Raw genomic sequence first — 22,894 nt, forward strand, 5'->3', positions numbered from 1 at the left:
GACTTAACGATGAACGTGTTCGTTGAAGAACAGCGTCGTATTGGATGCTTGTGCTTCAGTTGGGTTCCAGATATTAACGCGTCCACTGATGTCGTGAATCAGTCATCCCCCAACTTGGTGCAACCGCACTCACGGAACCGAGGAATATGGACGAGAAGTCGGAAGTCATTGAGATGACGGCGGATATTGTTTCCGCATATGTCGGGAACAATTCGGTGGCTGCGGCCGACCTCCCGAACCTTATCCAGAGCGTCCATCGGGCGCTGGCGGGTATTTCCACCGGTTCCGACGTTCAGGAAGTCGCGCCGAAGGAACCGGCCGTTCCAGTGCGCCGCTCGATCACGCCTGATCATCTGGTTTGCCTGGAAGACGGCCGGAAGTTCAAGTCGCTCAAGCGCCACCTTCGCACGAAGTACAATATGAGCCCCGAGGAATACCGCGCGAAGTGGGGTCTTCCGAAGGATTACCCGATGGTCGCGCCGAACTACGCCAAGGCGCGTTCGGACCTGGCCAAGCAGATGGGCCTGGGGCAGGGCGGTCGTCAGGCCCCGCGCAAGCGCGCCAAATAAGATTTCTCTTCCAAGCTGAGTGTGCTCAACGCCCGCCGTCACCGGCGGGCGTTTTGTTTTGCGCCGTCGCCGTATGGGCTGCGCCGCGCCGGGCGGGGTGGCGAAAGCATGGGCGTCGCCGCGCCCCAAGGTCAAGCTGCGCCACCTTTCGGCCCGAATTCTTTCCACGCAATTAGGATTTCCCCTTGCCCGAGAATCACCCTCCGGCGATAAGTGATTCGTCGCGATTCCAAGGGGTTGTTAAGGAATCTGAATATGGCCGCACAGATGGGGGCTTCGGCGGCGGCCGCCCGCGCTCATGAAGAGCTCTACGCCTATTGGGCCGGTCTTCGGCGAAGCGGCAGGCTGCCGGGCCGGGACGATATCCGTCCCGACGACTTCAAGCGCCTGCTGCCCTCGATCAGCCTGATCGACGTTCACCGCGACCCGCTGGAGTTCCGGCTGCGCCTGGCCGGCACCGGCCTCTACGGCGTCTATGGCCGGGAGATCACCGGCCGCACGCTGAGCGAGGTCTATAACGCCAACGCCGCCGACTACTGGCGGCGCGAGCTGACCAAGCTGGTGGAGGAGCGCCGGCCCGCGGTCGGCGTGCACAGCCTGGCCTGGCGCGGGGCCGCGCACATCTCGATCCTCTGGCTGCGCCTGCCGCTGGCGTCCAACGGGGCGGACGTGGACATGATCCTTGGTTACGACGCCGTGGTCGGCGTCCAGGGCGACACCTTCGCCAGCGGCATCCGCGCCGCCTGATCGCGTCAGGCGGTCGCCAGCGCCTCGGCGTCGCGGCGGATGCGGGCGGCCATCGAGGCCAGCCCATTCGATCTTTGCGCCGACAGGTGACCGGCCAGGCCCAGGCGGTCGAAGGCGGCCTTCACGTCGAAAGCCATGATCTCGTCGGGGCGGCGACCCGAGAACAGGCGCAGCAGCACCGCGATCAGCCCCCGCACGATGTGGGCGTCGGAATCGCCGCGGAACACCACCGCGCCGCCCGGCTGCGGCTCGGTGACCAGCCAGACCTGGCTGGCGCAGCCGCGGACCTTGTTGGCGTCGTTGCGCTCGCCGTCGGTCAGCGGGGCCAGGTCCTTGCCGAGCTCGATCACGTAGCGATAGCGCTCCTCCCAGTCGCCCAGGAGGTCGAATTCCTCGACGAGTTCGGCGAGGTCATTGTCGATCGTGCTCATATCAAAGGCGACTTAGGCGCCGGCGGCCGCTTGTGCAACGGTTTTGGGTCGCCTGCGGCTAGGCGGCGGGCAGCCGCACGCGCGCGGTCAGGCCCTCGCCGGGGGCGGAGCTCAGCTTCAGCCGGCCGCCCATGGCGGTGCACAGCAGCTCGACGATCGGCAGGCCAAGGCCCGCGCCTTCGCTGCGACGGGTGAGGGCGTTCTCGCCCTGCTCGAACGGCTGCAGCAGACGGGGAATGTCCTGCGGGTCGACGCCCGGCCCCCGGTCGGCGACCGAGATGTCGACCCAGGGGCCGTCGCGCTCGGTCCAGACCTGCACCGGCGCGCCCTCGGGGGAGAAGATCACCGCGTTCTGGATCAGGTTGCCGAGCAGGTTGCGCAGCCCGCGGGCGTCCGCCGTGACCGTGGGCAAGGCGCCGCGGCTCTCGACCGTCACGACCACGCCGCGCGGCGTGGTTTCCTCACGCAGGCCGTCCAGGACGTCGTCCAGGGCGTGATCGAGCGACTCGGCGCGAAGATCGAGGTCCATCGCCCCGCCTTCCAGCCGCGCGATCTCCAGCACCTGGTTGACCAGCTTGAGCAGGCGCGCGCCGCTGGTGTGGATGATCCCCGCATAGTCCTTGTACTGGGGCGCGCCCAGCGGGCCGTACAGCTCCGACTGCAGGATTTCGGAAAAGCCGAGGATGGAGTTGAGCGGGGTGCGCAGCTCGTGGCTGACCATGCGCAGGAAGGAGCGCTTGGCCTCGTCGGCCATAACGTCCCGCCGCCGGCGGGCCGCGGTCCGCAGGTCCGGCGTGTCCGCCGAAGCCGGTTCGGGAACCGGCTGTGTGGGAGCCGCTTGGGCCATGGGGGACGAAAAGCCTCGCGGTCTGTACTGTCGGAAATCTAGGGCCGTCCCGCTTACGATTTGGTTTCGATCAACAGAATGACGGCCCCGGCGCCCAGGAGTCGGGTCGCGCGGGACGCGAGCGGCCTCGCAGGGACTCGCCAGCACCGCTAGACTCAGGGCGAAGAATCCTCTGTCGAGACGCCCGCCAAAGGAGCCGCGAGCCGCCCGTGATCGAAAGCCCGCCCGCCAGGACACTATCGACGGCGAGGCCCGCGGGCCCGGCCTCGATCCTTGCGATCGTGGGCCTGGGCGTGGTCGTGGCCGTGGCGGCGGTCCTGACCGGCGGCGCGGACGGCCCGCTGGCGGCCTGGTGCCTTGCGCCGCTGGTCGCGGCGGCGGCCCTGGGGCGCGGCGAGCGGCTGGCGCTGGGGGCCGCGGTGTCGCTGGCCGCGGTCGGCGTGGCGGCGCTCGGCGGCCTGACCATCCAGGGCTTCCTGCTCACGCCCGCCGCCAGCGCCGTGCTCGGCGCCTTCGCCTTGGCTTCGACGGTCATCGGCCTGGCCGGGGGCCTGGTGGTCCTGCAGCGGAACATGGGGCTGGAGGACCGTCGGCAGCGCCTGGCCCTGCGGCGCCTGCGCCGGGTGCTGGACGAACAGCCGCATCTGCTGGTGACCATGGACGCCCGCGGCGAGATCGCCCGGACCTGGGGGCCTGAGCCGGCCGGCGCGCAGGGCGTGTCCAGCGCCGGGGGATCGGTTCTCGACCTGGCCAGCGACGCCGACCGCGGGCGCATGCTCCAGGCCCTGGCGCGGGCCGGCGCGCACGGGCGTGCGGAAATCGGGTTCGCGCCCGTGGCCGAGCCGCAGGCCTGGCTGGTGCTGGCCCTGCGCCGAACCGACTCCGGGCGACTCGTGGGCGTGCTGCGCGACGCCGCGGCCGCTCACGCCCACGAGCTGGAGCTGGAGCAGGCCCGGGCCGACGCCGAGGCCCAGAACGCCGGCAAGTCCCGGTTCCTGGCCAATATGAGCCACGAGCTGCGCACGCCGCTCAACGCGATCATGGGCTTTTCGGACATCATGCGTCAGGGCCTGTTCGGGCCGCTGTCGGATCGCTACGCCGAGTATGCCGAACTGGTGCACGAGTCCGGCGGGCACCTGCTGGACCTGATCAACGACGTGCTCGACATGTCCAAGATCGAGGCCGAGCGCTTCGAGCTGGCCCGCGAGGCGTTCGACGCCCGCGATGCGGTCTCCAGCGTGCTGCGGCTGATGCGCGGCCAGGCCGATCGCGCCGGCGTGCAGTTGCGCGGCCTGCTGCCCCGCGAGCCGCTGGACGTGATGGCCGACCGGCGGGCGCTGAAGCAGATCTCGCTCAACCTGGTCTCCAACGCGCTGAAGTTCACGCCGCGGGGCGGCGGCGTCACCGTCACCCTGCACGCCGATGGTTCGGTGATGGAGCTGGTGGTGGCCGACACCGGGGTGGGGATCGGGCCTGAGGACGTCCAGCGGCTGGGCCGGCCGTTCGAGCAGGCCGGCGGCGCGGCGCAGAAGGCGGCCGGGACCGGGCTTGGCCTGTCCCTGGTGCGCTCGTTCGCCGAACTGCACGGCGGCGAGATGATCATAGAGAGCCGGCTGGGCGAGGGGACCACGGTCACGGTGCGGTTGCCGGTGATCGACCAGCCGATGGCGGCCAACGCGCCCTGATGCGGCCTAGCGGGTTGCGACCTGCAGGAAGGCGCGGCCGGCGGCGAAATCGCCGACCTCGACATAGGCGCGCCGCACCACCTCGCCGTCGGGGCCCGCGAACAGGAACTCGACGGCCACGGCTTCGCGCGGGTCGAGTTCGGCCAGGGCGTGGGCGGCCGCGGCCGGGAAGCGGAACGCCCAGCCCGACTTGTAGCCCTTGGGCAGCAGGTCCAGGCCGGCGACGCTGCGGGCCTCGGCGGTATAGGCGTTGCGGGCGCTCGGCGGCGGCAGGCGGCGGGCCAGGGGCAGCTTGCTGAGCGGCTGGCCGCGGGTGTCGAGATAGGGGCCGAGCGTGGCGTCGGTGTCGCGCAGCACCAGCCGCGCGCCGTAGGGGGCCTTGTCGTCGGCGAAGTTGGCGACCGCCATCAGGGCGTTGGCGCCCTCGCGCCCGGCCAGTCCGAACACCATCTTGTTCCAGCCGAAGCTGGCGCTCTGCTGCAGGCGCCAGCGCACGCCGCCGGAGCGGTCCGCGCGCCATTCGGCGAGTTCGCCGGGATAGGTCATGCGGCTGAGCTGGGCGTAGCCTTCGAAGGCCTCGCGCACGCGTCCGGCCGCAAGGGTCATGTCGGCCGACCCGCAGGGGGTGGAGGCGGCCTTGGCGCGGGCCCGCTGTTCGAGCCGCGCCAGTTCAGCCTTGTCGGCGCCCGAACGGATCGCCGCGCCGTGCGCCTGGATGCGGCCAGCCGCCAGCGCCGCGCCGACCGGCGGCGCGAACAGGCCGCACCTGGCGTCGGCGGCGGTCATCACCGTGCGTTCGTAGAAGAGGTCGGCGGCGGCTGCGGCCGAGACTCCGGGCGCAACGAGTAGCCCCCCCGCCGCGGCCAGCCCCATCCATCCACACACGACGCGCCGCGCGGTTCTGCGCGTACTCGTCATGCCTTTTGTTTTTCTCGTATAGGTTCGAGATCTTGCGGCCGAGCCTAGAGGCCCGGCCTTTCCGTTCCGTTATCGAGACTGCGCCCGAAACCATGCTGCTTTCCTCCGACATCTGGGTCGCGGCCCTGATCCGCCGCGTAGAGTTGGGCGGCGGCTTCGCCGTGGTCGTGCGCAAGGGCGATGCGCGGGCCGGCAGCGTGCTGGTCAAGGTGCTCAACCGCGGCGAGGGGACGACCCGGCTCTACGCCGAGGCGACGCGCGGCGACGGCGAACGGGTCTGGATGCGTCCGGCGCTGTCCGACCAGGAGGCCGATCTCGACCGCTATATCGAGCGCGCCATCCGCATCGACCCGGACATCTGGGTCGTGGAGATCGAGGACAAGGAAGGCCGCCACTTCCTGATCGAGCCGGTCGAGCAGGGCTGAGCGACGCGGTTACCGGCCGATTCACCGCCTTTCTCAACGGGGGCGAAAGCACGCTCGTGGCAAACCTTGGCGGTCCACGAACGCGAGCGCTTGCTTGGTATGCTCTTCCTCCTGAACGACGTTGTCCTGAACCTCAGCGGAGCCAAGCTCTCCCCGAAGATGGCCAGCCGCAGGTTCCGGGCGCTGCCGTTCAATGTGGTCAGCAAGCTCGGCCAGGAACTCTACGCCGAGGACCCCCTGCTGCATTTCGACCGTCCCGAGCGCGCCAAGCGCCTGGCGACCCTGATCATCGCCAAGGCCCCCTCGATCAATGCGGCGCTGTTCGTGGCCCCGGCCTATGGCTGCGCGCCGGACGACGTGGCGATGCGCTACGCCAACGTCGATTTCGAGGTGATGGCCCGGCTTTCGAGCCGCCAGGAGCAGGGGACGCTGGACACCGTCTGGGCCGACCGCCAGGTCTGGCGGCGCCTCGCGGCGTAACGCGGGCTTTCGCAAGGGGCGCGGCTGCGCTACCAGCCGCCCATGAGCACCTCTCCCGCCGCCGAGGCCGCGCGCCGGCGCACCTTCGCCATCATCTCCCACCCGGACGCCGGCAAGACGACCCTGACCGAGAACCTGCTGCTGGCCGGCGGGGCGATCCGGGCGGCCGGCGCCGTGCGCGCCCGCGGCGAGAACCGCCGGACGCGGTCCGACTGGATGAAGATCGAGCGCGAGCGGGGGATCTCGGTCTCGGCCAGCGTCATGACCTTCGACCACGAAGGGCTGATGTTCAACCTGCTGGACACCCCCGGGCACGAGGACTTCTCGGAAGACACCTACCGGACGCTGACGGCCGCCGACGCCGCGGTCATGGTGCTGGACGCGGCCAAGGGCATCGAGCCGCAGACCCTGAAGCTGTTCGAGGTCTGCCGCCTGCGCGACATCCCGATCGTGACCTTCATCAACAAGATGGACCGCGAGGCCCAGGACCCGATCGAGCTGCTCGACGAGATCGCCTCGAAGCTGGCGCTCGACCCGGCCCCGCTGTTCTGGCCAGCCGGCTCGGGCGGGCGGTTCAAGGGCATGCTGGACCTGCGCAACGAGCAGTTCTTCCCGTTCGCCAAGAAGGGTTCGGACGCCGATGAGGGGCATCCGGCCTCGGTCGCCTTCAGGGGCGCCGCCGTGGTCAGCTATCTCGACCCCGAGGAACAGGCCGAGCTGGAAGAGAACGCCATGCTGGTCCAGGAGGCGTCCAAGCCCTTCGACCCGCAGGCCTTCCTGGAGGGCCACATGACGCCGGTGTTCTTCGGCTCGGCCCTGCGCCACTTCGGCGTCGACCAGTTGCTGGCGGGCCTGGGCGCCTATGCCCCGCCGCCCAAGGCGGTGGCCGCGGTGCGCGGCGGCGAGCCGACCCACGTGGTCCCCGGCGACCGCGAGGTCACCGGCTTCGTGTTCAAGGTCCAGGCGAACATGGACCCCAACCACCGCGACCGGATCGCCTTCCTGCGGCTGACCTCGGGCCGGTTCAATCGCGGCATGAAGCTCAAGGTGCAGAACACCGGCCGCCAGCTCTCGGTCAACGCCCCGATCATGTTCTTCGCCTCCGACCGCGAACTGGCCGAGGAGGCCTATGCCGGCGACGTCATCGGCATTCCCAACCATGGGGTGCTGCGGGTCGGCGACAGCCTGTCGGAGACCGGAACCCTGCGCTTCGCCGGCCTGCCGAACTTCGCGCCCGAGATCCTGCAGCGCGTGCGGGTCAAGGATCCGCTGAAGGCCAAGCACCTGAAGAAGGCGCTGGAGGGCCTGGCCGAGGAGGGCGTCACCCAGCTATTCCGCCCGCTCATCGGTTCGGACTTCATCGTCGGCGCCGTCGGCCAACTGCAGTTCGAGGTCATGGCCGACCGCCTGGCCAACGAGTACCAACTGGAGGTGATCTTCGAGGCCTCGCCCTATGCCGAGGCGCGCTGGCTGTCGGGCGTCAAGGCCGACGTCGATGACTTCGCGAGCAAGCACAAGGGCGCGATGGGGGCCGACATCGACGACCAGCCGGTGTTCCTGGCCAAGTCCGCCTGGGAGATCGGCTATGTCGCCGAGCGTTTCCCCAAGATCGGCTTCGAGCGTTCGAAGGAACGTGCTTAACGCGCGTTAAGCAAGTTCGGCGCCAGGCGCGGCGTGGCGTCGAACACGAATTATTCAGTTCTTGTTAACCATAGTCCGCGCGTTAACCACTTGTTTACGAACTCGGCTCCGGCTTTGCTGTTTCCGGTCTGAACCTTCCGTGGGCGTCCCGTGTTGAGACGCCGCGAGGTGATCGGAGCCTTGGCATGTTCGAGTTCGGTCGAGAACTGAAGCGTCTGTTCGGCGCCGATGCGGTCAACGCCCCCCGCGACGGACTGACCGGCGGCGACGCCTCGCTGCTGGAGCTGCTCGATCTGCGGATGATCGCCGACGAGGGCCGGGCGGCCGACATCGCCGCGGGCCGCGTGGGGGCCAAGGACAAGGCGCAGCGCCGGCTGGAGAGCGCCATCGTCTGGCGCGAGGTCGCCCGGCGCTCCGGCGACGCCGCCATCCTGCGCAAGGCCGCCGCGACCGCCGAGGCGGCCGCCGAAGCCTTCGGCCGCGAGCGCCGCCCCGACGGCTGGGCCAGGGCCCGCTGCGAGCAGGCGTTCTGCGCCATGCTGGGGGCCGAACTGTTCGGCGACGACGGCCTGAACGCCGCCGCCGAAGTCGCCTTCCGGGAAGCCCGCGCAGCGGCGCGCGGCGGCCTGTCGCTGCCGCTGGCCGACATCGGCATCGCCGCCATCGAGGCGCGCGAGCAGATGGCCGCCGGCGACGCCCGCGCCGCCCGCGCGACCGCGCTGCGGTTCGCCGGACCGATCGCCGGCCTGCAGAGCCTGACCCGCCGCTGCCGCGCCGCGCGGCTGCTGGCCGTCGAGGCGCGCCTGGTGCTGGCCGACATCCTGATCGGCTGGGGCGCGCGCCTGCGCGACGTCGACATCCTCGCCGCCGGCCGGGAGCAGGCCGAACGGGCCGCCGAGGGGCTCGACCCCGCCTACGAACCGCTGAGCTGGGCGCGGGCCGCGGCCCTGCGCGGCCAGGCCATGGCCCTGCAGGGCGAGACGGCCGGCGAGGTCGAGGTCCTGGCCCAGGCGGTCAGCGCCCTGGCCGACGTGGTCGGCGAGCTGACCCGCGAGCACAGCCCGCTCGATTGGGCGCGGGTGCAGACGGCGCTGGCGCAGGGCCTCCAGGCGCTGGGCGAGGCCGGAGCCTCCGAGCGCGCCTACGAGCAGGCGGTGACCTGCTACGACCGCGCCGCCCATGTGCTGAAGCAGGCGCCGGGCCTGTCGCTGCGGGCGTTCGGCGCCTCGAACCGGGCGCTGTGCCTGGCGCGCTCGGCCGAGCTGTCCGGCGACCTGACCGTGCTGGACGCGGCCGAGGCGGCTTTCAAGATCGAGCTGGCCGCCCTCTCGGCCAAACGCGAGCCGGCCGCCTGGGCGCTGATCCAGGTCAACCTGGCCCGCCTCTACGAAGCCCGCATGGACATCACCGGCGTCGACCGCGGCGAGCGGGCCAGCGCGGCCATGGCGCTGAACGCGGCCCTGGACGTGTTCGGGGAGCTGGGCCTGCGCTCGCTGAGCGTCATCGCCGCCGACGCGCTGGAGCGCCTGGCCGGCGCCTCGGCGGCGGCGCGGACCTCCTACTAGGCCGCGGCCATGTCGCCGGTCTTGCGGCGCATGCGCCAGAAGCGGATCGTGCGCTGGGCGGCTTCGCGGGGCAGGTTCTCGTAGAGTTCGCCGTATTCGCGCGCGCGGCCCATGGCGTTGGCGTCGCGGTCGAGGATCAGCACGGCGAAGGTGAGGTAGAGCGAGCGCTCGAACCCGGCCGCCTTGCAGACGATCGACAGGGCGTCGAGCTCGCGCCGCTCCAGGATCCGGCGGGCGGTGTGGAAGTCGATGTCCGCCAGTTCGCTGAGCGCCACCAGGAACTTGGTGGTCTCGCGGGCGCGCAGGAAGCCGGCCAGCACCTGGGGGGTGATGGCGCCGCGCAGGCGCAGGACCCGGATCTGCTTCTCGGCCTCGGCATAGTCCGAGGGCAGGGCGCCGTCGCGGGTCGCCAACTGCTTGCGGCCGGCGGCCAGGGCCGCATCGAGTTCAGCCGGGTCGACCATCTCGTTGCGGGCCAGGATCTCGCCGCGCAGCCGCGCCTCGACCACGAAATACATCTCGTTGAGCAGGTCGACCGGCAGCGCCTTGCGCTTGACCACGGCCTCGTGCAGCGCCGGGTTCTCGACCGCGCGGTCGACGACCATTTCCTGGACCTCGCGCGACATCTGCGCGCCTTCGTTGGCCAGCAGCAGGCCCAGCGTGTCGTCGTCGCCGCGCTCGACGATGGCCTCGGACACCGCCTCGGAGACGACCGGGCGCTGGGAGATGGCGCGCAGGTGGTCCTGGCCGCGGGTGCGGGCCACCGACAGCAGGTCGTCGTCGGTCAGGGCGCGGGAGTTCTCCAGCACCGGCCGGGCGACGTCGATCGAGATGTCCCGCGCCAGGTCGCGCAGCAGCCCGCGCGGCGGGGTCGCGGCCGCCGACATGCGCAGAGCCAGTTCGCCGCGCACGGCCTCTTCCATCTCGCCGGCGAGCTGGCTCAGCACGTCGTCGAACAGCTCCATCTCCTCGCCGCCGCGCATGTCGTCGCTGGAGAAGAACAGGTCGGTGACGCCGCGCAGCAGCTCGCGCCGGCGCTCGCTGGACGGCTCCTTGGCCATCTCGATCAGGTCGTGAAGCTTGCTGCGGGCCATTTAAGCGTCTTCTTCAGAAGGCGCCCGGACGGGCGTCCGGAGCGTCGTCGGTTCTGGCGTCGGCGGCGCCGTCCGGCGGTCCGATCAGCACGTAGCGATCGCCCGCGGGCGGCTCAGGAATGGCGTCGGGCGTCATGCCGTAGCCGCGATGCACCGAATAGAGGCGGGTCGGACCCCCGACCACCTTCGGGGCCGCGGCGGCCAGGCGCTGCGGCGCGGGCGCGGCCGCCATCGGCGCAGGCGCCGCCGGCGCGGGGCGGACATAGGCGGGGGCCGGCGCGACCGGCGCCGGCGCGGCCTGGCCGTAGATGCTGGTCGGCAGGCGCTGCGGCGAAGCGGCCGGGGCGGGCGCAGGCTGCTGGAGCGGCAGCGGGACCTGGGGCTGGAACGGCGCGTAGGTCGGCTGCTGGCGATAGGGCGTGGGCGGCGGCGGCAGGGCCGCGGCGGCGGGGCCGGCCGCCTGCTGCTTGTTGGCCCAGGTCAGGGCGCGGCCCTGATAGGCCTCGCCGGCGGCCTGGTTGAGGCGCACGGCCGAGGTCGGTCCATAGCGGTCGCCGGCGGTCTGGGCCGCGGCGGCCAACGGGAAGGCCAGGCCGATGATGATGGCGAAAACGGCGCGCATGCCGACAGCGTTAACCCCAAGCCGCTTAAGGCTCGCCTAACGGCTGAGCTTAACGGCCTCGCCACCATGTCAGGCCGACATGCTCGGCCTTGTCGAGCAGGGCGTGCAGGGCCACGCCCATCAGGCCCAGCACCACCAGGGCCGCGATCATCCGCGCGGTCTGCAGCTTGTTGCCGGCGTCGAGGATCTGCCAGGCCAGGCCGCGCACGCCGCCCGACCCGGCCCCGAACTCGGCGACGACGGCGCCGATGATCGCCAGGCCGGCGCCGACCTTGTGGCCCTCCAGCAGGAACGGCACGGCCGAGGGCAGGCGCAGCCGCATGACCCGCTGCCAGCGGCCGGCCCCGTAGAGGTCGAACAGTCGCTCCAGGTCGGGATCGGCCGCGCGCAGGCCCGTCACCGCGCCGGAGAAGATCGGAAAGAAGGCGACCAGGACCGCCAGGGCGACGATGGCGCGCTCGGGATGGTCGATGCCGGCCCAGATCAGCACCAGCGGCGCGATCGCCACCACCGGGGTCACCTGCAGCACCGAGGCCAGCGGACGGACCGCCGCTTCCAGCAACGGGTTGAGGCCGACGATCACCGCCAGGCCGACGGCGAGCAGGCTGGCCACGACCAGGGCGATGATGGCGGTCGAAAGGGTGATCCACGCCGCCGCCGCCAGGCTGGGCAGGTTCTCGGCCAGGGCGAGCGCCACGCCCGACGGGGGCGGCAGGAAGTAGGCGGGCACGCCCATGCTGCGGACGGCGACTTCCCAGGCCGCCAGCAGCAGGCCGACCAGGACCAGCGGCGCCAGGACGCGGCTCACGAGGCGGTCTCCATGCCCTGGGCCAGCAGGCCGGAGACCTGCTCGACCGCCGAACGGAAGGTGGCGGAGGTCCGGAAGCCGGCCGGGCGCGGCAGCGGCGCGTCGATGGGGGCGATCCCGGCGATGCGGCCCGGCCCGCGGGTCAGCACCGCCACGCGGTCGGCCATGTAGGCCGCTTCCTCGACATTGTGGGTGACGAAGACGATCGCCGGCTGCGAGGCCTGCCACAGGCCGTGCACGTCGTCGGCCAGGGTGCGGCGGGTGATCTCGTCCAGGGCGGCGAAGGGCTCGTCCAGCAGCAGCAGGCGCGGCTCGGTGACCAGGGCCCGGGCCAGCGACACCCGCATCGCCATGCCGCCCGACAGCGCCGCCGGCCGGGCGTTTTCCGCCCCGGCCAGTCCGACGCGGGCCAGGGCGGCCCTGGCGCGGCTGCGCGCGTCGTCCTTCGCCGCGCCGGACAGTTCCAGCGGCAGGGCGACATTGGCCTGCGCGGTCAGCCAGGGAGCCAGGGTCGGGGCCTGGAACACCACGGCGGTCTCGCCGCGTCCCGGCGCGCGCTGGACGCTCCCCCGCGTCGGCCCTTCCAGGCCGGCCAGCAGACGCAGGGCTGTGGACTTGCCGCATCCCGAAGGCCCCACCAGGGCCAGGATCTGCCCGGCCTCCACGCTGAGGCTGATGGGCCCCAGAGCCCGCCCCCGCCCGGCGTAGTCGACCTCGACCTCCTGCAGCGCCGCGACGGTCACTACTTCGCCGCCGGCGCCACGAACTGCAGCGAGTAGGCGCTCTTGTAGTCCATGTCCTTGGGATAGACGCCCTGGCTGGACGCCACATCGAAGAACTCGGCCCAGCGGGCGTCGCTCATCACGCCGATGCCGCCGGTCTGGGCCTCGCCCGAATCGACGATCCCGTAGGACTTCAGCTTCTCGCGCGCCTGGTCGAGGACGTCCTGGGTCATCTCCGGGTTGTCCTTCCGGATCAGCGCGTCGCCCGGCGCGGGATCGCCGTAGAGATAGCTCCGCCAGCCGGCGGCCGAGCCCTCGACGAAGGCCTTCACCGCCGCGGGGTTCTTGGCGATCAGGCTGTCGGGAACCAGGATCATCGTCGCGTAGCCGGGGTAGCCCTCGTCGGCCAGCAGGAAGACCTTGGGCTTCAGGCCCGACTGCTTCTCGATGGTGTAGGGCTCCGACGTCACGTAGCCCTGCTGGACCACGCGCTTGTCGGCCAGGAACGGCGCGGCGTTGAAGGTGTACTTGCGCACCTGGTCGTCGGTGAAGCCGTACTTCGACTTCAGCCACACCCAGAAGGCGCTGACCGAGGCGTCGGCGAGCAGGATCGGCCGGCCCTTGAGGTCGGCGATCTTCTCCAGCCCCTGGTCGGGATGGGCGATCAGCACCTGCGGGTCCTTCTGCATCATGGCCGCCACGGCTTTGACCGGGATCTTCTCCTTGGCCAGGTTCATGACGATGAAGCTGTTGGAGCCCATGCCCGCCTCGACGGCGCCGGAGGCCAGCAACTGCGGCACGTTCACGCCAGGGCCGCCCTGGACGATCTGAACGTCCAGGCCGCGCCTGGCGTACTCGCCTGTCGCCACCGCCTGGTAGAAGCCGCCCTGTTCGGCCTGGGCCCGCCAGTCGGTGGCGAAGCGGATGGTGGTGCGCCCGTCCGAGGTCTTGGCCGCTTCATCCTGGCTGGCCGGCGAACAGGCGCAGGCGAGGGCCGCTAACGCGACGGCGGCGAGACGCAGGAGCTTCATGAACCCATCCCCAAACTTGAGCGCGGGCGAGCCTATGCGCAGCCGCGCGCGGTTCCAAGCCGGCAGAGGCTAAAGTTCAGGCGGCCGCCGCGCCGCGGCCCTGGGACAGCCACTTGCTCAGTACGTCGTGCAGGGCCTGGATCTGGATCGGCTTGCCCACCGCCGCGTTCATGCCCGCGCGCAGGCAGGCGGCCTCCATCTCGGGCATGACGTCGGCGCTCATGGCGATGATCGGGACGTTGGCGCAGGCCCCGCCCAGGGCGCGAATGGCGCGGGTCGCCTCCAGGCCGTCCATGCGCGGCATGTGCACGTCCATCAGGATCAGGTCGCAGCCGCTGGTCTGGGCGGCCATCACGCCTTCTTCGCCGTTCTCGGCCAGGATGACCTCGCAGCCCAGCAGGCCCAGCACGGTCGAGCCCAGTTCGCGGTTCATCGGATGGTCGTCGACCAGCAGCACGCGGGCGGCCAGGGGCGCGTCCTCGGCGGTTTCGGCGATCTTCGGCTCCAGGCTCTCGACGCGGCGCGCCGGAAGCTCGAACCAGAAGACCGCGCCCACCGCGGGCTTGCTCTCGACGCCGATCTTGCCGCCCATCAGCTCGGCCAGCCCCCGGCAGATGGCCAGCCCCAGCCCCGTGCCGCCATGGGTGCGGCTGACTGAGGAATCGCCTTGGCTGAAGCGCTTGAACAGGCGCGCGACCTGATCGGGCGGAACGCCCGGGCCGGTGTCGGAGATGCGGAAGCGCAGGGTGGTGTCGGGGCCGTTCTCGATCGCCTGCAGGTCCAGCCGCACGCGTCCCTCTTCGGTGAACTTGATGGCGTTGGAGAGCAGGTTGAGCAGGATCTGGCGCACGCGCAGGTCGTCGATCAGCACGGTCGCCTCGACCGGGCCGATGAAGCCCAGTTGCAGGTCCAGGCCCTTGCGGCGCGCGGCCTCGGCGACGATGGCCAGGGCGTCCTGGGCGATGCTGCGCGGATTGGACGGGACGGGCGACAGCTCCACTTCGCCGGCCTCGACCTTCGAGAAGTCGAGGATGTCGTTGACCACGGTGAGCAGCGAGGCGCCGGCGCGGTCGATCAGCGCCAACTGGCGACGGGCCGGATCGGGCAGGTCCTCGCGCTTGAGCAGCACCTCGGTGAACCCGACGATCGAGGTCATCGGCGTGCGGATCTCGTGGCTCATGGTGGCCAGGAACTCGGTCTTGGCCTGGCCGGCGGCCATGGCCCGGGTCTGGGCGGCGCGCGCGATGCGCGTGCGGCTCGCCCACAGGCGCTTCATCCGCTTCTGGTCGGCGATCACCATGGCGGTCGCCAGGCTGGTGAAGAAGTTCAGCGCGATGAGGAACTGCAGGCTGCGGGCGCGCTCGGCCAGGGTCCAGGCCGCGCCGTTGGGGGCGATGGGCATGCCGACGATCAGGCTGGAGAGGACCGCCGCCATGATCATGGCGCCGACCGCCGCGCCGCGCGGCCCCAGCCGGAAGGCCGCCAGCGCCAGGGTCGGGAACAGCAGCAGCGGCAGCGGGAACCGGATGGGCAGGATGCTGACGGCGCTCATCACCGCGACGAAGAGGTAGAGGCCGACCTGCTCGGCGGGCGAGCGGCGGAAGTCGCGGATCATGTCGGGCCGCGCGACCATCAGGCAGGCCGGCAGCATGATCGCCATGCCCAGGGCGTGGCCATAGAACCAGTTGGCCAGCACGACGTCGAAGCTGCGGCCGTAGAGCGTGAACAGGTCGGCGGCCAGGATGGCGGTGAGCGCGGTCGCCGGCGCGACGGCGAGAAGGATCAGGCGGGCGACCCGCGCCATGCTGGTCAGCCGCAGGGTGGCGCCGCAGACCTTGCGCGCCAGCCAGGCCGTGGCGGCCGCCTCGCCGATGGTGAGGGCCGGGAAGGTGAGCGATGCGAGCGGCGAATTGCCGACGATCAGGTTGTAGGCGAACTGGAACGCGAAGCAGACGCCCGCCACGCCCAGGCTCCAGCGCCTGGGCAGCAACAGGAAGGCGGCGGCCATGATGCCGCCGGCCAGCCAGATGGTGGCGATCCCCGCCCCGGCGCGAGTCAGGGTCAGGCTGAACAGCATGCTCGCCACATAGGCCGCGGCCAGGCCGCTGCTGAGCGCCAGATTGTGAGACCAGGAGGTCCGAGCCTTCATGGGATTTCCCGCGGGTTCGGACGATCCTCGCGCAGCTTGAACACCAAACGCTTAAAGGCCGCGGGCTCGGGACGGTATGTCGCAGGCGGCGCGGCGCGCATGGCAAGAGGGCGACGCTCCGGTCGCCCGCAGCGTCGCCCTCTCATCCAGATCCCTGGGGGACCTGCGCCCTGAGGTACGGGGTCGGCGACTTCGGTCGTGGGGTTTCCCCACCGGGTTCCGTCGCTTTCCGATGTCCTCTGGAGGGAAGGTTCCGGGTCGCCCTGGTTCCATCCTCGCAGGAGCCTTCCGCCCGCTTGGCGTTCCGGTTTCCCGTCCCGCCCGCGCCGCAGTCCCTCTCGGCCCGTTGACGTTTCCACCGGCTCGGCTATGAGGCAACCTTCGCGGGCCTCGGGGCTGTGCACGACCGCCGCCTGGAGGGTTGGCAAGCTGTGCAGAAGCTGGGGACCGGCGCGCGGCGATCCTTTTGCAGGCAGCGTTTCCCCGGTTATCCACAGGAACGCCGCGCCTCGGCGCGATAGGCACCGATTGGCGCTAACCCTGTTGCCCGGACGCGAACTATGCGACCTCCTGCAGCCTGTGGTCATGGTTAAGGAGGCGGGGCGGTGCGCGCGGGCTTCGGATTGGCGGTGGTGCTGGCGGGTCTGGCCGTGGCCGGCGGCGCGCTCGCCCAACTGAACGACTCTTCGCTGAACGCCCGTGACCGACGCGCCCTCGCCGCCAGCGGCCTGCCGCGCGCCTCGGTGGTCTCGGTGAAGTCCGACATGGTCGTGGCGATCCGCGATCGCGGGACCGCGAGCCCCGGCGGCGGGATGGTGGAGGGCGTCGTCCTGCAGGGCGAGGTGACCTCGGCCGAGGCCGCGCGCGCGCTGGGCTACCGTTCGATGCGCTCGACCGTGAACATCGACTGCGAGCGGCGGCGCGACATGGTGGTCAAGATGACGGTCTTCACCGAGCCCGGCGCGAAGGGGACGACGATCAACCGCCATGTGCCGGGAGGCTGGGTGCAGCCTTCGCCGGACGCCTATCTGGCCCATGTGATCCGCGCCATCTGCGGTCCGGCGCCGCGACTGGCCGAAGCCGCCCCGCCGCCGGCGCCCAAGCCGGCCGCCGTGAAGCCCGCCGCGGCGCCGGCCGCTCCGCCCAGGCCGCGGCCCGCTCCGCCGCCGGCCGCGATCGTCGCCGCCGAACCGGGGCCGCAGGCGCCGGCGTCGCCGCCGGTTCCCAGCGACGAGGCTCCGTTGCGCACCGGCGTGGAGGCGCGGCTCACGCGATCGCGGCCCGCGCCGCCGGCCGAGACCGCGGCGTTGCCGCCGTCGCCGCCGGCCCTGCGCCCGCTGACGCCCTCCGCCCCGGAGGCGAGCGCCAAGCCCGCCGCCAAGCCGCCGCCCGCCCGGCCCAGGACGCCCGGCAAGGTCGCGGTTCAGATCGCCGCCGCCGACAGCGAGGCTCAGGCCCGCGCGGCGCTGGCCAAGATCAAGGGCAAGATGACGCCGCCGCTGTCGGGGGCGGTGCGCAGCGTCGTGGTCGACGGCAAGACCTTCCACCGGGCCCTGGTCACGGGGTTCCAGACCCGAAGCGAGGCGCAGGCCTTCTGCAACGGGCTGAAGGGCGACTGCTTCATTCGCTGATCAGCGCGCCAGGGCCTCGCGGCGCTCTTCCAGCTCCAGCCACTCCTCCTCGGCGGCGGTGAGCTCGTGGCGGGCGGCTTCGAGCTGGCCGTTGATCCGGGCGAAGCCGGCCGGATCGCGCGTGTAGAGGTCGGGGTCGTGGAGGTCGGCCTCCAGCTTGGCGATCCTGGCGGGCAGGGCGGCGAGCGCGGCGTCCAGCTCCTGCAGGCGGCGCTGATCCTTGTAGGAGAGCTTGCTGGGCTTGGCGGGCTCCGGCCTGGCGGCGGCGGGCTTGCGCGCGGCCGGCGCAGGCGCGGCGCCGTCGGCCACCGATTTGAAGAAGCCGGGGTTCTGCGACAGGAAGTCCTGCCAGCCGCCCGGGGTCTCGACCACCTTGCCGTGACCGTCGAGGGCGATGGTCGAGGTCGCCAGCCGGTCGACGAAGTCGCGGTCGTGGCTGACCAGGATCAGCGTGCCCTCGTAGTCGGCCAGCAGGTCCTCCAGCAGGTCCAGGGTGTCCATGTCCAGGTCGTTGGTCGGCTCGTCCAGCACCAGCAGATTGGCCGGCGTGGCCAACGCGCGGGCCAGCAGCAGGCGGTTGCGCTCCCCGCCCGACAGGCTGCGCACCGGCTGGCGCAACTGATTGTCAGTGAACAGGAATTCCTTGGCGTAGGCCGCCACGTGCTTGGGCTGGCCGCGGACCATGACCTGGTCGCCGCCCAGCGGGGTCAGCACGTCGCGCAGCGTCATCTCGGGCTTCAGGTCGACGCGGCCCTGGTCGATATAGGCGATCTCCAGATTGACCCCGAGGTTCACCGAGCCGCTGTCGGGCGGCAGTTCACCCAGCAGCAGCTTGACCAGGGTGGTCTTGCCCGCGCCGTTCGGGCCGACGATGGCGACGCGATCGCCGCGGATGATGCGGGTCGAGAAGTCCTTCACCAGGACGCGCTCGCCGAACGCCTTGGAGATGTGCTTCACCTCGGCGACGCGCTGGCCCGAGAGGCCGGACGAGGCCAGGCCCATCGACAGGTCGCCGCGCACCTCGCGCATGCGCTCGACCTTGGTCTTGCGCAGTTCCATCAGCGCCCGGCGGCGGCCCTCGTTGCGGGCCCGGCGGCCGGTGACGCCGCGGCGCAGCCAGTACTCTTCCTTCTCGAGCTGCTTATCGAGCCGGCGGCCTTCCTCGGCCTCGGCGGCGAGGATGCGCTCGACCCACTCGTCGAAGGCCGCGAACCCCTTCTCCAGCCGCCGGACCCGGCGATGCTCCAGCCAGAAGCAGCGGTTGGTGACCCGTTCCAGGAAGGCGCGGTCGTGGCTGACGATGACCAGGGCCGCGCGGGTGGCGGCGAGTTCGGCCTCCAGCGTCTCGATCGCCAGGATGTCCAGGTGGTTGGTCGGCTCGTCCAGCAGGATGACGTCCGGTTCCTCTGCGAAGGCGCGGGCCAGGGCGGTGCGGCGGATCTCGCCGCCCGACAGGCCCTTGGCAGGTTTGGCCGGATCGATGCCGAACAGCTCCAGCGCCGCCTCGCCCCGGTGCGGCTCGGCCCCGCCGGCGACCACGTAGTCCAGCAGCGTCTCGCCGGCGATGTCGGGCTCCTGGGGCACGTAGGCGATGCGGATGGCCGGCTGGACCGTGCGCTCGCCCTCGTCGGCGGCGATCTGGCCGGCCAGGATCTTCAGCAGGGTCGACTTGCCGGCGCCGTTGCGGCCGACCAGGCAGGCGCGCGAGCGGGGCTCGACGGCCAGGTCGACGCCGTCGAACAGCATCTTCGGGCCGTCGGCGAGACGGACGTCCTTGAGCGCGAGAACAGGGGGCTTCATGGGCGCAGGCACATATAGGTAGCGACGGCCCGAAGCGACCCCTCAGTTGGGCGCAGGCTCCGGGGCCGGCTCGACGACGTCGGGCGCAGGCAGTTGCGGAAGGTATTGCGGCGGCGGGGCGGCGTCCCGCTCGGCGTCCTCGAACTCGTAGGCCAGGCCCTCGTAGAAGCTGTTGCGCGGGTCGTCCTCGTAGACCGGCTCGGGGTCGGGCAGCAGCCACTCGAACTCGCGGCTCGGCAGGTTCATGTGGGCCGTGACCATGTAATCCTTCCAGATGGCGGCGGCGACCTGGCCGCCGGTGACCTGGTTCATCGGCCGGTCGTCGTCGTTGCCGACCCAGACCCCGGCCACGTAGTCGGGCGTGAACCCGATGAACCAGGCGTCGCGCCAGTTCTGGCTGGTGCCGGTCTTGCCCGCCGCCGGCCGCCCGAAGTTGGCCCGCGTCCCGGTGCCCTGGGTGACCACCTTCTGCATCATTTTCACCATCATGCTGGCCCAATGGATGTCGTAGGCGGGCACGGGCGAGGAGGTCTGGTGGGTGTAGACCACCTGGCCGTCGGTGGTCTGGATCTGGGCGACGATGTAGGGCGTGATCCGGTTCCCGGCCTGCTGGAAGACCTGATAGGCCGAGGTCATCTCGATCAGCGGAACCTCGTAGGCGCCGAGCGAGACCGACAGGTTGGGGTTGGCCGGCAGGGTGGTGATGCCGAACCGGCCGGCCAGGTTGGCGATCGCCGGGGCGCCGACCTCCTGGCCCAGCCTCACGGCGACGGTGTTGAGCGAGCGGGCCAGGGCCGACTCGACCGTGACCGTCCCGGCGTACTTGCCGCCGTAGTTCTTGGGCTCCCAGTCGCCGATCTTCACCGGCTCGTCGACGCGGGTGTCGCTGGGCAGCACGCCCTTTTCCAGCGCCGCGGCGTAGATGAACGGCTTGAAGCTGGAGCCGGGCTGGCGCCTGGCCTGGACCGCGCGGTTGAAGACGCTCCTAGTGTAGTCGACGCCGCCGACCATGGTGCGGATGGCGCCGGTGGAATCCAGCGCGACCATCGCGCCCTGGCTGGCGCCGCTGGCCTTGCCGTCGACCTCGATGATCCGGCGCAGGACCTGGGCGCCCGCCGCCTGCAGGCGCGGGTCGATGGTCAGGGTGACGTTCAGGTCCGGCGAGTTCTCGCCGACCATCTTCAGCACCTCGGCCTGGGCGTAGTCGATGAGGTAGCCGTTGTCGCCTTCGTTGGCCAAGGCGGTGGCGGCCAGCTTGGGCGGCGCGGCCATGGCGGCGCGCATCTCGGCGTCGCTGATCCAGTTCTCGCCGCGCATCCGCTCCAGCACCAGACGCTGGCGCTGCAGGGCCTTGTCCATGTTGCGGTGGAGCGCCATGCGCGAAGGCGCCTTGGGCAGCGAGGCCAGCAGGGCGGCTTCGGACAGGTTGAGCTGGGCGGCGGGCTTGCCGAAATAGGTCCGCGAGGCGCCGTCCAGGCCGAAGGTGTTGGCGCCGAAATAGATGCGGTCGAGATAGAGCTCCAGGACCTCGTCCTTGGTGAGCATCTGCTCCAGCCTGTAGGCCAGCGCCGCTTCCTGGATCTTGCGCTTCAGGTTCTGGGCCGGGCTGAGGAACATCCCCTTGGCCAGTTGCTGGGTGATGGTCGAGCCGCCCTCGACGACGCGGCCGGCCTTGTGATTGGCGCGGGCCGCCCGGGCGATGGCCCAGGGATCGACCGCGCCGTGGTGGTAGAAGCGCCGGTCCTCGGCCGCCAGGAAGGCCTTGGGCACGTAGTCGGGCAGGGCGGCCAGGCGCACGTTCTCGCCGTACTGCGGCCCGCGCGAGGCGATGAACCGGCCGTTCATGTCGTAGAACTTGATCGCCGGGGCGCGGGTGGAGGCGTAGATCTCCTGCCGGGTCGGAACCTGCGGCAGGTCCTGGAGGTAGGTCTCGCTGACATGGTTCCAGGCCGCGACCGCGGCGATCAGCCCGGCCGCGACCAGGACCGCCAGGATGACGCCCAGCCACTTCAGGATCGCCCACAGGCGCGGCCGCCTGTCGCGGCCCCCGCCCTTGCCATCGGGCGACTTACCCGTCAGGTCAGCGCGCGGGCCCGTTCGGCGCTGGCCGAACGAGGTCTTGGCGCGGTTTGAGTCGTTGTTCTCGTCGGTCACGGGTAATCTGGGGCGGCGTAGTTTGGATTGTGTAGGACGCCTGTAGCATGGCTTCGAGGCCTTTCTGGGAAACGAAGTCGCTTGAGCACATGACGGTGCGCGAGTGGGAGAGCCTGTGCGACGGCTGCGGGCTCTGCTGCCTCGTCCGTTTCGAGGACGAGGACAGCGGCGAGGTGTTCCCGACCCGGGTGCACTGCAAGCTGTTCGATTCCGAGCGCTGCACCTGCACCAACTATCCCGAGCGCAAGAAGCACGTGCCCGACTGCATCAAGCTGACGCCGCACAATGTCGAGACCCTGAAGTGGATGCCGAAGAGCTGCGCCTATCGCCGGATCAGCGAGGGCCGCGGGCTGGCGTCCTGGCATCCGCTCATCTCCGGGTATCGGGAGAGCGTGCACGAGGCCGGCGTCTCGATCCGCGGCGAGACCATCAGCGAGGAAACCCTGGAGGACCCGGAGGACGCGATCGCGTATGCTGCCTGGGACCTGCTCGATGAGCGCGGCGGCGACTAGGCGGCTTCATTTGATGTGGTAAAAATGTCACATTGAGGGTTGCGCCCCTCGCCAAACGGCCTAATTGAGTGGCCCATAGTTCCCCTAAGGTTTGAGAGGTCTTTCTTTGGCGCGCGACCCCTATCAGGAGCTGGGCGTCTCCCGCGGCGCGAGCGCGGACGAAATCCGCAAGGCGTTCCGCAAGCTCGCCAAGCAGCACCACCCGGACACCAATCCGGGCGACAAGGCTGCCGAGGAGCGCTTCAAGCAGGTGAGCGCGGCTTTCGACATCCTGGGCGATGCCGAGAAGCGCAAGAAGTTCGACGCCGGCGAGATCGACGCCGACGGCCGCGAGACCATGCGCGGGTTCGGCGGCGGCGGGCCGTTCGGGGGCCAGCAGGGCGGTCCCTGGGGCGGCGGCCAGGGGCGCTATACCGAATCGATGGAGGGCGCCGACCTGGGCGACCTGTTCAGCGAGATCCTGGGCCGGCGCGGCGGCGGAGGCGGGGGCTTCGGCGGCTTCTCGCAACGCGGCTCGGACGTTCGCGCCAGGCTCGAGATCGACCTTGAGGAGTCGATCCATGGGGCCAAGAAGCGCATCGCCTTCTCCGACGGCCGGACGATCGACGTCACCATCCCGAAGGGGGCCGAGGAAGGGCAGACGCTGCGCCTGAAGGGGCAGGGATCGCCCGGCCGCGGCGGCCCCGGCGACGCCTTCATCGAACTGGTCATGCGCCCGCACCCGATCTTCCGGCGTGAAGGCGACGCGCTGGTCATGGACCTGCCGGTCTCGATCCCCGACGCGGTGCTGGGCGGCAAGGTCGAGGCGCGCACCCCGGACGGGGCGGTGACCCTGACGGTCCCCAAGGGCGCCAACAGCGGCCAGTCCCTGCGCCTGAAGGGCAAGGGGCTGTCGGACAGCCGCGGCAAGCGGGGCGACCTGCTGGCGCGGATCGTCCTGATGCTGCCGGACAAGCCCGATCACGAGTTGGAGAGTTTCGCCGAGCGCTGGCGAAAAGAGCGGCCGTACACGCCGAGGAAGAAGTAGTTTTCGCGACCTCGGGTGACAGGGCCGGCGCGGACA

General features: G+C 70.9%; 20 protein-coding genes and 1 pseudogene. 10 read left to right on the forward strand and 11 right to left on the reverse strand.

Features of this window, described 5'->3' with window-relative positions:
• Positions 1-146 precede the first annotated feature (146 nt).
• Together RTL41_RS04085 and RTL41_RS04090 are read left to right on the forward strand one after the other, a co-directional pair.
• Positions 147-569, forward strand: a complete 423-nt coding sequence (locus RTL41_RS04085) for a MucR family transcriptional regulator (protein ID WP_312161606.1) — start codon at positions 147-149, stop codon at positions 567-569.
• Positions 570-824: 255 nt separating this feature from the next.
• Positions 825-1,316 (forward strand): PAS domain-containing protein, encoded by a 492-nt coding sequence (locus tag RTL41_RS04090; RefSeq protein WP_312161608.1) that lies wholly within the window; start codon positions 825-827, stop codon positions 1,314-1,316.
• 5 nt (positions 1,317-1,321) lie between these two features.
• Here RTL41_RS04090 and RTL41_RS04095 read toward each other — a convergent pair whose 3' ends face one another.
• On the reverse strand, positions 1,322-1,747 hold the full coding sequence (locus RTL41_RS04095) for a SufE family protein (protein ID WP_312161610.1): 426 nt from the start codon (positions 1,745-1,747) through the stop codon (positions 1,322-1,324).
• Positions 1,748-1,805: 58 nt separating this feature from the next.
• On the reverse strand, positions 1,806-2,501 hold the full coding sequence (locus RTL41_RS04100; protein WP_312161612.1) for a HAMP domain-containing sensor histidine kinase: 696 nt from the start codon (positions 2,499-2,501) through the stop codon (positions 1,806-1,808).
• Between the two features lie 980 nt (positions 2,502-3,481).
• Between RTL41_RS04100 and RTL41_RS20840 the strand changes: the two are divergent.
• Positions 3,482-4,279: pseudogene (locus RTL41_RS20840) on the forward strand (sensor histidine kinase); the annotation flags it as partial.
• Positions 4,280-4,285: 6 nt separating this feature from the next.
• Here the strand turns inward: RTL41_RS20840 and RTL41_RS04110 are convergent.
• The gene (locus RTL41_RS04110) at positions 4,286-5,197 is read right to left on the reverse strand and encodes a hypothetical protein (RefSeq protein ID WP_312161616.1); all 912 of its coding nucleotides are present in this window, start codon (positions 5,195-5,197) and stop codon (positions 4,286-4,288) included.
• Between the two features lie 92 nt (positions 5,198-5,289).
• Here RTL41_RS04110 and RTL41_RS04115 point away from each other — a divergent pair, with 92 nt between their 5' ends.
• From RTL41_RS04115 to RTL41_RS04130, 4 genes are all read left to right on the forward strand, one after another.
• Positions 5,290-5,622: a DUF1491 family protein gene (locus tag RTL41_RS04115; protein WP_312161619.1), complete on the forward strand. Its 333-nt coding sequence runs from the start codon at positions 5,290-5,292 to the stop codon at positions 5,620-5,622.
• Between the two features lie 99 nt (positions 5,623-5,721).
• The gene (locus tag RTL41_RS04120; RefSeq protein ID WP_312161622.1) at positions 5,722-6,102 is read left to right on the forward strand and encodes a hypothetical protein; all 381 of its coding nucleotides are present in this window, start codon (positions 5,722-5,724) and stop codon (positions 6,100-6,102) included.
• 42 nt (positions 6,103-6,144) lie between these two features.
• On the forward strand, positions 6,145-7,743 hold the full coding sequence (locus RTL41_RS04125) for a peptide chain release factor 3 (protein WP_312161625.1): 1,599 nt from the start codon (positions 6,145-6,147) through the stop codon (positions 7,741-7,743).
• A gap of 185 nt (positions 7,744-7,928) precedes the next feature.
• The gene (locus RTL41_RS04130) at positions 7,929-9,308 is read left to right on the forward strand and encodes a hypothetical protein (RefSeq protein ID WP_312161627.1); all 1,380 of its coding nucleotides are present in this window, start codon (positions 7,929-7,931) and stop codon (positions 9,306-9,308) included.
• On the opposite strand, the gene RTL41_RS04135 is transcribed toward RTL41_RS04130, so the two are convergent.
• The 6 genes from RTL41_RS04135 to RTL41_RS04160 all read right to left on the reverse strand — a co-directional run bounded on the left by RTL41_RS04135 (position 9,305) and on the right by RTL41_RS04160 (position 15,734).
• Complete coding sequence (locus RTL41_RS04135) at positions 9,305-10,402, reverse strand: DUF2336 domain-containing protein (protein WP_312161630.1); 1,098 nt, start codon at positions 10,400-10,402, stop codon at positions 9,305-9,307. The genes RTL41_RS04130 and RTL41_RS04135 overlap by 4 nt on opposite strands.
• 13 nt (positions 10,403-10,415) lie before the next feature.
• A complete protein-coding gene (locus RTL41_RS04140; RefSeq protein ID WP_312161633.1) occupies positions 10,416-11,024 on the reverse strand; it encodes a hypothetical protein in 609 nt (202 codons plus the stop codon).
• Between the two features lie 49 nt (positions 11,025-11,073).
• Entirely contained in the window at positions 11,074-11,832 is a 759-nt protein-coding gene (locus RTL41_RS04145) for an ABC transporter permease (RefSeq protein WP_312161636.1), read from the reverse strand.
• Positions 11,829-12,575, reverse strand: a complete 747-nt coding sequence (locus RTL41_RS04150; protein WP_312161639.1) for an ABC transporter ATP-binding protein — start codon at positions 12,573-12,575, stop codon at positions 11,829-11,831. Before RTL41_RS04150 ends, RTL41_RS04145 begins: the two co-directional genes overlap by 4 nt.
• On the reverse strand, positions 12,575-13,585 hold the full coding sequence (locus RTL41_RS04155; protein WP_312161642.1) for an ABC transporter substrate-binding protein: 1,011 nt from the start codon (positions 13,583-13,585) through the stop codon (positions 12,575-12,577). Before RTL41_RS04155 ends, RTL41_RS04150 begins: the two co-directional genes overlap by 1 nt.
• 76 nt (positions 13,586-13,661) lie before the next feature.
• Positions 13,662-15,734: an ATP-binding protein gene (locus RTL41_RS04160; protein ID WP_312161644.1), complete on the reverse strand. Its 2,073-nt coding sequence runs from the start codon at positions 15,732-15,734 to the stop codon at positions 13,662-13,664.
• Between the two features lie 605 nt (positions 15,735-16,339).
• Between RTL41_RS04160 and RTL41_RS04165 the strand changes: the two genes are divergently transcribed.
• Positions 16,340-17,365 carry an SPOR domain-containing protein gene (locus tag RTL41_RS04165; protein ID WP_312161645.1) on the forward strand — a complete coding sequence of 342 codons (1,026 nt, stop codon included), beginning with the start codon at positions 16,340-16,342 and terminating at the stop codon, positions 17,363-17,365.
• Here RTL41_RS04165 and RTL41_RS04170 read toward each other — a convergent pair whose 3' ends face one another.
• Both RTL41_RS04170 and RTL41_RS04175 read right to left on the reverse strand, forming a co-directional pair.
• Positions 17,366-19,165, reverse strand: coding sequence for an ABC-F family ATP-binding cassette domain-containing protein (locus RTL41_RS04170; protein ID WP_409418302.1), 1,800 nt, complete (start codon positions 19,163-19,165; stop codon positions 17,366-17,368).
• Positions 19,166-19,207: 42 nt separating this feature from the next.
• On the reverse strand, positions 19,208-21,319 hold the full coding sequence (locus RTL41_RS04175) for a PBP1A family penicillin-binding protein (protein ID WP_312161649.1): 2,112 nt from the start codon (positions 21,317-21,319) through the stop codon (positions 19,208-19,210).
• 47 nt (positions 21,320-21,366) lie between these two features.
• On the opposite strand from RTL41_RS04175, the gene RTL41_RS04180 reads away from it, so the two are divergent.
• Positions 21,367-21,831, forward strand: coding sequence for a YcgN family cysteine cluster protein (locus RTL41_RS04180; protein ID WP_312161650.1), 465 nt, complete (start codon positions 21,367-21,369; stop codon positions 21,829-21,831).
• A gap of 106 nt (positions 21,832-21,937) precedes the next feature.
• Complete coding sequence (locus RTL41_RS04185; protein WP_312161652.1) at positions 21,938-22,858, forward strand: J domain-containing protein; 921 nt, start codon at positions 21,938-21,940, stop codon at positions 22,856-22,858.
• Positions 22,859-22,894: the final 36 nt, after the last annotated feature.

Source organism: Phenylobacterium sp., from assembly GCF_031984885.1.
Classification (GTDB): Bacteria; Pseudomonadota; Alphaproteobacteria; order Caulobacterales; family Caulobacteraceae; genus Phenylobacterium.

Bases quoted from the DNA above. Each gene is read 5' to 3' on its own strand.
- RTL41_RS04140 (WP_312161633.1), bottom strand. From the start codon at position 11,024: ATGCGCGCCGTTTTCGCCATCATCATCGGCCTGGCCTTCCCGTTGGCC.
- RTL41_RS04130 (WP_312161627.1), top strand. From the start codon at position 7,929: ATGTTCGAGTTCGGTCGAGAACTGAAGCGTCTGTTCGGCGCCGATGCG.
- RTL41_RS04180 (WP_312161650.1), top strand. From the start codon at position 21,367: ATGGCTTCGAGGCCTTTCTGGGAAACGAAGTCGCTTGAGCACATGACG.
- RTL41_RS04155 (WP_312161642.1), bottom strand. From the start codon at position 13,585: ATGAAGCTCCTGCGTCTCGCCGCCGTCGCGTTAGCGGCCCTCGCCTGC.
- RTL41_RS04115 (WP_312161619.1), top strand. From the start codon at position 5,290: ATGCTGCTTTCCTCCGACATCTGGGTCGCGGCCCTGATCCGCCGCGTA.
- RTL41_RS04160 (WP_312161644.1), bottom strand. From the start codon at position 15,734: ATGAAGGCTCGGACCTCCTGGTCTCACAATCTGGCGCTCAGCAGCGGC.
- RTL41_RS04120 (WP_312161622.1), top strand. From the start codon at position 5,722: ATGCTCTTCCTCCTGAACGACGTTGTCCTGAACCTCAGCGGAGCCAAG.
- RTL41_RS04135 (WP_312161630.1), bottom strand. From the start codon at position 10,402: ATGGCCCGCAGCAAGCTTCACGACCTGATCGAGATGGCCAAGGAGCCG.
- RTL41_RS04085 (WP_312161606.1), top strand. From the start codon at position 147: ATGGACGAGAAGTCGGAAGTCATTGAGATGACGGCGGATATTGTTTCC.
- RTL41_RS04125 (WP_312161625.1), top strand. From the start codon at position 6,145: ATGAGCACCTCTCCCGCCGCCGAGGCCGCGCGCCGGCGCACCTTCGCC.
- RTL41_RS04095 (WP_312161610.1), bottom strand. From the start codon at position 1,747: ATGAGCACGATCGACAATGACCTCGCCGAACTCGTCGAGGAATTCGAC.
- RTL41_RS04170 (WP_409418302.1), bottom strand. From the start codon at position 19,165: ATGAAGCCCCCTGTTCTCGCGCTCAAGGACGTCCGTCTCGCCGACGGC.
- RTL41_RS04100 (WP_312161612.1), bottom strand. From the start codon at position 2,501: ATGGCCGACGAGGCCAAGCGCTCCTTCCTGCGCATGGTCAGCCACGAG.
- RTL41_RS04110 (WP_312161616.1), bottom strand. From the start codon at position 5,197: ATGACGAGTACGCGCAGAACCGCGCGGCGCGTCGTGTGTGGATGGATG.
- RTL41_RS04090 (WP_312161608.1), top strand. From the start codon at position 825: ATGGCCGCACAGATGGGGGCTTCGGCGGCGGCCGCCCGCGCTCATGAA.